Raw genomic sequence first — 10454 nt, forward strand, 5'->3', positions numbered from 1 at the left:
AGCGGATAAAAAAGACGTTCAAAAATTGGTTAATTGAAAGCCATTTGCTTTCTTACTCACCGAAAAGCGAATCACAAGCCGTATTTTGTTTGAAAACTGGAAACATTCAGGGCAAAATAACGTTATCTTGACATAATCGGATCAGTTTATTACCTTTGCTACCATCAATCCGGTCGGCAGGTAGTGCTTTCAATCGCAGCAGCCCATAGCTACAGCGGACCGTCCGTTTTCCCAAATGTTTTGATAACCACTAAGGCTGGCCCCACCGGACCTTCGTGTTAGGATCAGGGAATTCACTTCCAGTTTACATGTTGACTTATTTTCATTACGTAAATAATTGAACCTGTCGAGTTTAATTTGGTTTGTCAAGCGGTGGCTTCCCCGTCCGGCATATATCGTAACCTGCCTTCAAAACATTCATTTCTTATACTATCAATCCTGATTTTCCAAAATTGCCGCCTTCGCGGTCTCTTTAAGGTTTATTGCTAACCTGACCTGTATGTTTAACAAAGAAGAATTAGATATGAAGCTCTTGTCAGAGCTTCAACCCATTGCCGAACAGTTTGGCATTCGCGACATTTCCAAGTACACGAAAGAAAAGTTGATTTATAAAATTATAGACGAACAGTCGAAAGCGCCTGCCCCGGAGGGAGAGGCATCGGCGACTGAAGCACCCCGGCGTAATCGGCGTACGAAAGCGGCTGCCCCAGTGGCCGAAACGGCTCCGGTTAGTGAGCCAGTTAGCCTAGTGAATAATGAGGCTCAGGCTACCGAAGCTCCACGCCCTCGTCAGCGTGCTCGCCGTGAAGTTAACGTTACCGACGCTCCGGCTCCAACACCTACCCCGGTGCAGCCCGAAAATGGTATCGTACCCCCCGTTGAAAGTCCAGTGGCTGAGGTTACGGCCAGTGTGATACCCCAGACCGAGACTGAACCCGTTCGTGAATCGTCGGAAACGCAGGAACGCCCTGATCGGGACGCTCGACCCGCTTTAAACCGTCGTAATGATGCCGCTGGACAGCCCGAGCGGAACCGTAACGAAAACGGCCGGAACAACACGCAACGGAACACCAATCCTCGTGCTGATCGGGAACGTCCGAACCGCGATGCGGGCTCCGAACCAACTGAGCCTCGTGAGAATAACGTACCGGCTCGGCTGGACCTGAATCGGCAACGGCCTCAGCGCCCCGAAAATAACCAGCCAGGGCCACGTGATAACAATGGACGCCAACGTTTAGACACCAACCGTGATACTAACCGGCGCGATGGTCATGTAGGACATCGTCCCCGCACGCAACGCGTTGTAACGGACGAAACAGCCATTCACTACGCGGGACAGGCCGATGAAGAGTTTTTGACGCCAACCGTTGTATCGGAAGACAACGTAGCGAATATGCAGCCGGCGAGCGAAGTCGTTGCTCCCGCTGATGATGTTGCGGTTCAAGCCCCAGAAGCCCCCACAGAAACCCAGTCTGAGCAACCCGGCCAGCCCCAGGCAAACCCAGCGGGTCAGCCGCAGCAGCTCAACCAGCCTTCGCGGGAAGCCCAGGAATACCAAAACCGCATTCGTCGTCAGTATAACCAGCACATTCGTGAGTTCGATGGCATCATCGATAACGAAGGTGTTCTGGAAATCATGTCCGATGGTGGCTATGGTTTCCTTCGGTCGGCAGATTACAACTACCTGGCCAGCCCGGATGATATTTACGTTTCACCGTCGCAGATTAAGTTGTTCGGTTTAAAAACCGGAGATACCGTGCGGGGCGCTATTCGTCCACCGAAAGAAGGCGAAAAATACTTTGCCCTACTACGTGTCTCGACCGTAAATGGTAAGACGACCGAAGAGATTCGCGATCGGATTCCTTTCGAATACTTAACGCCCCTTTTTCCTGAAGAGCAGCTTCACCTCAGCAACAAGCCCGAAAACTACTCATCGCGAGTACTGGATTTGTTTGCGCCGATTGGTAAAGGCCAGCGTGGTATGATTGTGGCCCAGCCTAAAACGGGTAAAACGGTACTGTTGAAAGAAATTGCCAACGCCATTACGCGTAACCACCCCGAAGTGTATCTGATTGTGCTGCTCATTGATGAACGGCCGGAAGAGGTAACTGACATGGCGCGTAGTGTAAATGCCGAGGTGATTTCGTCAACGTTCGACGAGCAGGCCGACCGACACGTAAAGGTATCGAGCATGGTGCTCGAAAAAGCCAAGCGCATGGTCGAGTGTGGTCACGACGTTGTGATTCTGTTAGACTCCATCACACGATTGGCCCGGGCTTATAACACAGTCGTTCCGTCGTCGGGTAAAATCCTGTCGGGTGGTGTCGACGCTAATGCTCTACACCGGCCTAAGCGGTTCTTTGGTGCAGCCCGAAACGTTGAAAACGGTGGTTCGCTGACCATCATTGCCACGGCCCTGATTGACACCGGATCGAAAATGGACGAGGTAATCTTTGAAGAGTTTAAAGGCACGGGTAACATGGAACTCCAGCTCGACCGTAAACTGGCCAACAAGCGGGTTTACCCAGCGGTGGACGTTCTGGCGTCGGGCACGCGTCGGGAAGACTTGCTGCTCGATAAGGAGACCTTACAACGCGTCTGGATTCTTCGCAAGCACATGGCCGACATGAACCCTATGGAAACCATGGATTTCCTGCTCGAACGCATGAAAGGTACCCGAACCAACGAAGAGTTTCTGATTTCGATGAACCGGTAAGCGTTTATTACTCCATTAACCAAACGGCAGCCTTTTATAGGGTTGCCGTTTGGTGTTTATACGCGATCAGACACGAACGTAATGATTCCCATCAGGTCATTGCCGGCAGGTATACGGTGAACGTAGCACCTTGTTCGGGTTGGCTCTGAGCGGTGACGACTCCCCCGTGGTTTTCCACTACTTTTTTCACTATAGCCAGGCCAATGCCCGTCCCCGGATATTGGTTACGGCCGTGTAGCCGTTGAAACGTACCAAATATCCGCTCGGCGTAACTTTGAGCGAAGCCAATACCGTTGTCTGTTACACTGATTGCCCAACAAGGTTGCGATTCCCGTAGCGAAAACGCACCTGTCGAGACAAGCGATTTAGCAACGGCTTCGGGCAGCGACTCTCGGGCAACCTGGCAAGCGCTAACGCTGATCTGCGGTATGGCCGGGTCTGCCGTTTCGCTTGTCTTTACAAACTTAAGGGCGTTACTCAGCAGGTTCTGAAACAGCTGCCGCAGCTGTCGCCCATCCCCCATGACTGTAGGTAGTTCACCGACGTCAATCTGTGCTTGTTTCTCCTGAATGGTGGTCTCCAGATCGCCCAGCACATCGGCAATGAGCAGGTTAAGATCGTGCGGCTGAAACGCCCATTTCTGGGTTGTTATGCGCGAGTAACTCAGCAGGTCACGAATCAGGGCAGACATACGCTGAGCCGCTGCCTGCATCCGGCCAATCATGTCAACTCCCGGCTGGTCTAAGGCGTGTGCGTACTGATTCATCAGCAGGTCGCCAAACGACTCGATCTTGCGCAGGGGCTCCTGCAGATCGTGACTGGCTACGTAGGCAAACGATTCCAGATTTTCGTTTGATCTAACTAATTCGACGTTAGCCGCTTCAATCTGCTGGCGGTAGTTATGGTTCTCTGTTATATCAACCGAAGAGGTAAGGATACCGTCTCCAAACTTAACGACCGACACAAAGTACCAACGTCCTTGCACTGGCCGCTCCATGGTTGTCGACTGGCCCGTTTCAACGACGGTAACGTATTGTTGGAAAACGGGGCTGTTACACAAGAGAGGATTAACCTCGCACAACGTTTTGCCATACAGCTCATCAGTCGTCATGTTTAACCCCTCAAGGGCAATGTGGTTTGCCAGAATAAACCGAAAGTCGACAATCCGGCCCGTTTCATCGCGAACCGTTTCGTAGCAGGCAATAGAAGTCAGTGTGGCATCTAGTACGGTATTCAGTAGTTCGGCCTGCTTCTGCTGCGCCAACTCGGCTTGTTTGATGGGGGTTATGTCAATGTAAGACTGAATAAATCCCTCCTCCCATTTAACCGCTTGCGTATCAAACCAGAAATCGAATCCATCGAACTGATATTTGTCCTGAAACCGCATTGTCTCGCCGGTTTCCATCAGTTGAACCCAGCGGTCGAATACGCCACTTGTCCGCACCCCGGGAAATAATTCCAGCATCCGTTTTCCGACGATGTCTTCCGCTTTTAGACCCGTAAACTGTTCGGAGGTGTGGTTAAACGATTGATAAATGAAATCGATCACCTGTCCACTCTCGTCGCGAACGGCGGTAAAGTGCGAGATGGCGGTTAAAGCATTATCCAGTACTTGTTGAAACTCTCTGGCCTGCTGCTGATTATACTCCTGCGCCAGTTTAAGCTCGGTAATATCCAGGAACGACAAGACAACCAGTTCTCCCTTACGAACACCCTGCACTTCGTACCATAGATCGTAACCATCGTAATTGTAGTGATTATGATAGCGAAGGGGCTCGCCGGTTTCGGCCAGTTGTTTGTATTTGCTCCAGATGCCGGTACGCTCAATACCCGGAAACACTTGCCGCATGGTGTGCCCAATCAATTCATCGGCTTTCCGCTGCGTCATTTGTTCGGCTCGTCCATTGATCAGTTCATACCGCAGGTCAACAACTTCGTGGGTGTCCGGATCGCGTATGATCGAGTACAACCCAATTGCTGTCAGGGCGCTATCAGTAACGAACTTAAGCCGTTCGTTCTGAAGCTGTATCTCTAGCTCAGCCTGCTTAAGAGCCGTATAGTCTGTATGCGTAACGAGTATCTCATCGCCAAGTCGGCTCACCTTCGCATCGACCCAGATGTTAAATCCATCGTTTGTGTAGTGAATATCAAACCGCTCAGGCTGACCGCTGATATACACCTGCCGATACAGACCAAACAAGCCCTCCTCGCGGTAGCCTGGAAACCATTGACTAACGGCCTGTCCTAACAAAGCTGACGGGGCTACTTTGGTGTAGGTGTCAGCGAAAGCAGGATTGACGGCCGTAAAGGCAAAGTCCGTAATCTCGCCGTCTTTGTCTTGCAGGGGGCGAATGAGATGAATACTGATTTGAACCGCATTAATGACGGCCTGCAACCGATCGGCCTGGCTTTGGGCCATCAGTTTCTGCTGCTCGTTTTGTTCGGCTTGTTTGCGGGCAGTAATGTTGGTGAACGTAACAAGCACACCACCCGCGTAGGGAGCCGCCGACACCTCAAACCAACGTTCGTCGCCATCAACCCCCAGACGTTGTTCGAACTGGATTGGTTCGCCGGTGTCAAATACAGATGTGTATCGGGCGTAAAGCGCTGAATTGCGAGAATTGGTTGCGGACAGGGCTGTCCACCGTTTCCCGATTATAGCTTCCGGCTTATGGTTTCCGATGATTGTAGCGCCCGCTGTGTTACTGTAGTACACGTTAAAATCAATGAGCTGATTACGGTCATCCCGAATGGCTTCGAGGTGGATAACAGCTGTAGGTATTGCTTCCAGTAAATGCTGCAAGTAGCCACTTGGGACCAAAGAATCAGCGGGTAGTGCAGTGTTCATGTAAGGTTGAGTGTGAACTGACGTCGGATTGACGACAAGCTGCTAGTCGGTTAGCTTATAACGTTTCTTAATGTAATAAATAGCTACTATTATGGTTACGGATAGAAATTAATACCCACAAAAGTAAAGTGATAATTACCTATTTTCTTTACATCTTTTTAAATTTTGACACCTGTATACTAGATGGTATAACTCCCCTTTCTGATGGTCTATCGGTGCCATTGGAATCGCATTATGCTTCGTTTATTTTTGTATTAATTACATAGAAAATATGAAGGACCTAATTCAATACGCGATTCCAGGCTTTGTAATTCTGTTAGTTGCTGAAGTTATTGTAACGGCGAAGCACCAAAAAGATTATTACGACGCTAAAGATACAGCGAGTAGCCTGGCGATGGGTATTGGTAATGTCATCGTGGGTTTCGTTGGTAAAGCGATTGTGTTTGGCACCTATTCGCTGGTCTATCAGTTTCGGCTGTTCACCATCGACATGACGCAATGGTGGGCCTGGCTTTTGCTGTTCTTCGCCGATGATTTTAGCTACTACTGGTTTCACCGTATCAGCCACAGCAGCCGCTATTTCTGGGCGTCGCACGTGGTGCATCATTCCTCTCAGAAGTATAACCTGGGCACAGCCTTACGGCAAACCTGGACGGGCAATCTTAGCGGAGCCTTCGTGTTCTGGATCTGGTTACCGCTAGTTGGCTTTTCGCCCGCGGCCGTTATGACCATGCAGGCCATTAGCTTGTTATACCAATTTTGGATTCATACCGAGCACATCGATAAGTTGCCCGCCCCCATTGAGTTTATCTTCAATACACCCTCACATCACCGGGTGCATCACGGCGCTGACCTTGACTACCTGGACAAGAATCACGCGGGTATCCTCATCATCTGGGATCGGTTGTTCGGCACCTTCGCCCTGGAACGGAAGCGCCCGACTTACGGCCTGACCAAAAACATAGACTCGTACAACCCCGTGCGCATCGCTTTCCACGAGTGGACCGACATCACCCGCGACCTACGCCGTGCCGGCTCGGTACGTAACGCCCTGGGCTACGTGTTTGGCCCGCCTGGCTGGAGCCACGACGGCAGCCGAAAAACAACAAAGCAATTGCGGGGTGAGTAGGTTTTTATAGCGCAATGCCCTGCTTCTAGATGTCTGTTATGTGTTTTTCACAGCGCCAAACAGCTTCCAGGTTTTTATTTCTAAGTCGCCCTACCGCTTACTCACTTGATTTGGCTGAGTCAAAAGTAACGCGTTGGTTTATGATTATATTCATTTAAGATTTACAACTCTGTTGCTTGCACAGCCACAGACAGCTTACTAGCGAAGCAGTCCGGTTTTATGCTTTCATACGTACACAATATAAAAATTCGCGGAACTAAAAACTCCTAGCCGTCATGTATTTATAATGGGATAGTTCCGCTAAATCGCGTACTATAGTATGTTGGGTGTTCGTCAATACAGTGCTGCTGTTGCGGGGTTCCGGGTGACAAATCGTACGTCTCGCGGGGCGGGTTTCGTTCTTTCACTTCTCGCTTCGGTCGACATTCCGCACACGAGGACAGGGACAGCTTTTAAGTATGTTGGGCGGCTTCGTCTGACACGCTAAACTCAGGAGTAAGGCAGGTTTTGAGCACGGCAACATACCTGCGACAGATTGCAATTTTCAAACGCAGAATACCATTTTATGAGCGTTGGCTACAGAGTGATAAATGTAGACCGGAAAGAAAGAATCGAGTTCACTGAGCATATTCATATGGGATATACCTTCGGTGAAATACTCGGAAGCTCTTTATTTGGCAGTGTGCTGTCGTTTTACATGATGACACACCTTGGGGATCGGATTTCATTTGTTCATGATCGCCAAGACGAAGTTGACCTATTTGGAGTTCGCTATTCTTGGGACGAGTTGTATGATTTTACGAACGTTACGGAGCAAATTGTTGAGCAGCTAATTACAAGTAAACTCTACGAGGATGTCGGAATCGGATGGAGTGATGAAGAAGAAGGCTTTTTTGTGCGAAAGATTGTGCAATCGGTTGATATTGCAACGGTTCATGTAGAAGACCCCAACTTTAATTAACTCCGCAGTGCCAAGTAGCGGGCGACAGGCAACACACCCCCGAATGAAAATTTTCAGCCCAACCAAACGGGTGTGTAAAGGTTGCAGGTACGTTTGTTCAGTTGAGTTTCGCGCCCACCATCAACACCCGTTGGCGTTGGGTGCTTGTCAATGCCGGGCTTCAATTTCCAGCATCCGGTCGACAAGCTGCACGGCTCTTGGGGCGGGTTTCGTTCTTTCATTTCTAGCTTCGGTCGACACTCCGCACTTGGGGACAAGGCCAGCTTTCAGGTTCGTTGAGCGGCCTCGGTCGACAAGCCGCACTCCTCAGCAGGACAGCCAACCAGTTAGGTACCTTTCGTCCGACAGGCCGCACTCCTCAACAGGCAACCCGATTAGTAAAAGTAGTTGGTCCTCACCGGTCAGGTATGTAGTTTGGCTTCGCGCTCGGTCTTAGCGGACAGTGCGTTGTTGTCCGCTCCGCGTGGGGTTGCTGCCGGGCGACAGGAGGCACGTCCCGAAGGCAGGGCCGTCAGCCCAACCGGCAGGGGGTGTAAAGGCAGGTGAATCATTCGCTCGTTTCAGTTAGCTTGCAGGCCATCAACCCCCTGGGTCGATTCCTATGAATAAAGCAAGCCCTGCCCGCTAAAAATTATCCTATTTTGCATACGCGGCTACGTAAGGTGTTCGGCGATCCATCACCGCCACCATTCGATGCACTAACTTGTTACGAATGGCATTATAAACACTCATCTTTTTCTTGCCCTGAGCTACCTTTTGTTCGAAGTACTGCCGCATCTCGCCCTTGACCCGAACCGCCCCCAATGCCGCCATGTGCAAGAGGTGTTTCAACTTCGTGTTGGCCATGCGGCTCACTTTGGTTTTGCCCCGAACCGACGTACCCGATTCGTAAGCAAACGGCGCTACCCCCGCATAACTAGCCAGCTTTTTGGGGTCATCGAACCGAGTGAAATTGGCCGTAAAAATCAGCATGAACATGGCTGTTTGCCGCCCTACGCCGGGGATGCTCATCAGTAAAGCCATGTTCGTCTTTAGCTCCGGGCAAGCCTTGATGTGGGCCTCAATCCGGGCTTCCACCTGCTGAAGTTGCTTGCGTAAGCCGGCCAGGGCCACCTCACTGGTTTGTTGGTGTAGTTTCAGAGCCTCACTCAAGCCCATGGCCTTGTAATCCGAAGCTAGGTCGGTGAAGCTTTTGACCATTTCCAGCAGCCGCTCGCGTTGCTGAGCCAACTGCCGCAGGACCGATAAGGTGCTCTCAGTCAGAACGAACAGGCGTTTATCGGCCTGATGCCGTAGGCAGTATTTGGCAATCAGACGGGCATCGGCCTTATCGGTTTTGCCCCGCTTCAAGCCCAGCGAGTGCTTGATGTGCACCGCTGATTGTAGCCACAAGTCGGCTCCTAACCCCCCAAAAAAGCCAATCAAGGGCTGGCAGTAGACGCTAGTATACTCCGCGCAGATGAGCACACTGGTCGGCTCGAAGTGGGCCAGCGTATCTAACTTCTCCAACAGGGTTTGCATGCCCTGCTGGGTGTTGGGTAGTTTCAGCTCGAAGCAGCGGTTTTCCTGCTCATCGAGCACGCAGATGGCATTGGTCGTCTTGCCCAGGTCGAGGCCCACAAAATACTTGTAATGGTTCATAGTTTTTCCCACTTTTACATTGCACAAAAATGAATACGCAGCCCGCTGAACATAACTGTGATGATAGGCCCTAAGCCTGAATTCCTATTGGTTCCTGGTGCTGCTCTCAAAGGGGTCAGCAGGGACTGCATCGCACCGATAGGTCGTGAGCCTGGTTGGGTGAATAGCGCGTCCTGCTGCCCTTTGAAAGTTCCTGTTTTTTAGCCAGAAAGTTGCTTGCTGAATCTTAGTTTTGTCACAGCGACAAACCTAACAGTTGGGTGACTCATAAAAGCAGTGCGTGAGTGCAACGTTCCGGGCGACAAGATGCACTCGTTTGATTGGCAAACTTTTGTGTGCTAGTTCAGCCGTTGGTCGACAGGCTAAATACTACTATCAGTCAGCTAGAAAAAAGGGAGCAGGTCGCTGACAAAGGAGAAATTTAATGATGAAGTATGGAAGACAGACACTTTACATTTGAGCAGATTGTGGGAGGTGAAATAGACATGGTGACAGCAGATGCGGAAGACTTTGCTGAAACCGGTTCATATCAATGGCTTTGGGAGCAGATAAGACAGTTACCCGGAGTAAACTTCGATATTGATGCTTGGGAGGATTTAACTGCTGATGATGATAGTGATCCCAAGATGAACGTCGTGATAGCTGGCAAGCCTTTTCGGATTGAATTACGCTGTAACGCTGCCCATTTTGATGCCGCGTTTATCGAACGACTCAATGAGATTATCGACCAACTCAAGTTAAGCGGCAATCATTTTAGTAATGTTTCTCCAGAAGGTGTGGAGAATAATTATGGTGAAGTGAATATTGTTTTCCTGCCCCAAGAGACGGTTTCTAAGCTTGATGCGAACGGTTACGGAGTCAGTGAAGCTAAATGGTTTGGTATATAACCACTTTACATTTACTCATAAGGGTCACTTACGGGTGACAGGAGGCAGGCCGCAAGTTCGAGCAATGCAGCCCAACCGGCAGGGGGTGTAAAGGTGCAAGCTACGTTTGTTCAGGTGACTTGTCTCCCACTCCATCAACCCCCTGGGTCGTTGGGTGTTCCGAGCAGGCCGTAACGTAGTGGTGGGCTTCCGTGCGACAAAGGAGCCGTCTCCGCAGGCCGTTTTAGGGCTCGTCTGTCAGCTTCGGTTGGCACGAGAATCGCCTTAGTTGT

8 protein-coding genes are annotated in these 10454 nt (G+C 50.5%); 4 read left to right on the plus strand and 4 right to left on the minus strand.

All coding sequences use genetic code 11. The annotated features are described in order from the left end of the window. Positions 1-499 precede the first annotated feature (499 nt). A complete protein-coding gene (rho, locus tag ACFSUS_RS19195; protein ID WP_381525353.1) occupies positions 500-2716 on the plus strand; it encodes a transcription termination factor Rho in 2217 nt (738 codons plus the stop codon). Between the two features lie 91 nt (positions 2717-2807). Here the strand turns inward: rho and ACFSUS_RS19200 are convergent, their stop codons facing one another. Then, entirely contained in the window at positions 2808-5564 is a 2757-nt protein-coding gene (locus ACFSUS_RS19200; protein ID WP_381525354.1) for a PAS domain-containing sensor histidine kinase, read from the minus strand. A 271-nt stretch (positions 5565-5835) separates the two neighbouring features. Between ACFSUS_RS19200 and ACFSUS_RS19205 the strand changes: the two genes are divergently transcribed. Both ACFSUS_RS19205 and ACFSUS_RS19210 read left to right on the plus strand, forming a co-directional pair. After that, the gene (locus ACFSUS_RS19205; RefSeq protein WP_381525355.1) at positions 5836-6693 is read left to right on the plus strand and encodes a sterol desaturase family protein; all 858 of its coding nucleotides are present in this window, start codon (positions 5836-5838) and stop codon (positions 6691-6693) included. Between the two features lie 565 nt (positions 6694-7258). After that, positions 7259-7654: a hypothetical protein gene (locus ACFSUS_RS19210; RefSeq protein ID WP_381525356.1), complete on the plus strand. Its 396-nt coding sequence runs from the start codon at positions 7259-7261 to the stop codon at positions 7652-7654. A 53-nt stretch (positions 7655-7707) separates the two neighbouring features. Here ACFSUS_RS19210 and ACFSUS_RS19215 read toward each other — a convergent pair whose 3' ends face one another. The 3 genes from ACFSUS_RS19215 to ACFSUS_RS19225 all read right to left on the minus strand — a co-directional run bounded on the left by ACFSUS_RS19215 (position 7708) and on the right by ACFSUS_RS19225 (position 9295). Then, the gene (locus ACFSUS_RS19215) at positions 7708-7875 is read right to left on the minus strand and encodes a hypothetical protein (RefSeq protein ID WP_381525357.1); all 168 of its coding nucleotides are present in this window, start codon (positions 7873-7875) and stop codon (positions 7708-7710) included. A 180-nt stretch (positions 7876-8055) separates the two neighbouring features. Continuing rightward, positions 8056-8205 (minus strand): hypothetical protein, encoded by a 150-nt coding sequence (locus tag ACFSUS_RS19220; protein WP_381525358.1) that lies wholly within the window; start codon positions 8203-8205, stop codon positions 8056-8058. Between the two features lie 85 nt (positions 8206-8290). Continuing rightward, on the minus strand, positions 8291-9295 hold the full coding sequence (locus ACFSUS_RS19225; RefSeq protein WP_381525359.1) for an IS110 family RNA-guided transposase: 1005 nt from the start codon (positions 9293-9295) through the stop codon (positions 8291-8293). A 434-nt stretch (positions 9296-9729) separates the two neighbouring features. On the opposite strand from ACFSUS_RS19225, the gene ACFSUS_RS19230 reads away from it, so the two are divergent. After that, positions 9730-10182 (plus strand): hypothetical protein, encoded by a 453-nt coding sequence (locus ACFSUS_RS19230; protein ID WP_381525360.1) that lies wholly within the window; start codon positions 9730-9732, stop codon positions 10180-10182. Positions 10183-10454 lie beyond the last annotated feature (272 nt).

The sequence above is a fragment of the Spirosoma soli genome, assembly GCF_042684525.1.
Classification (GTDB): domain Bacteria; phylum Bacteroidota; class Bacteroidia; order Cytophagales; family Spirosomataceae; genus Spirosoma; species Spirosoma soli.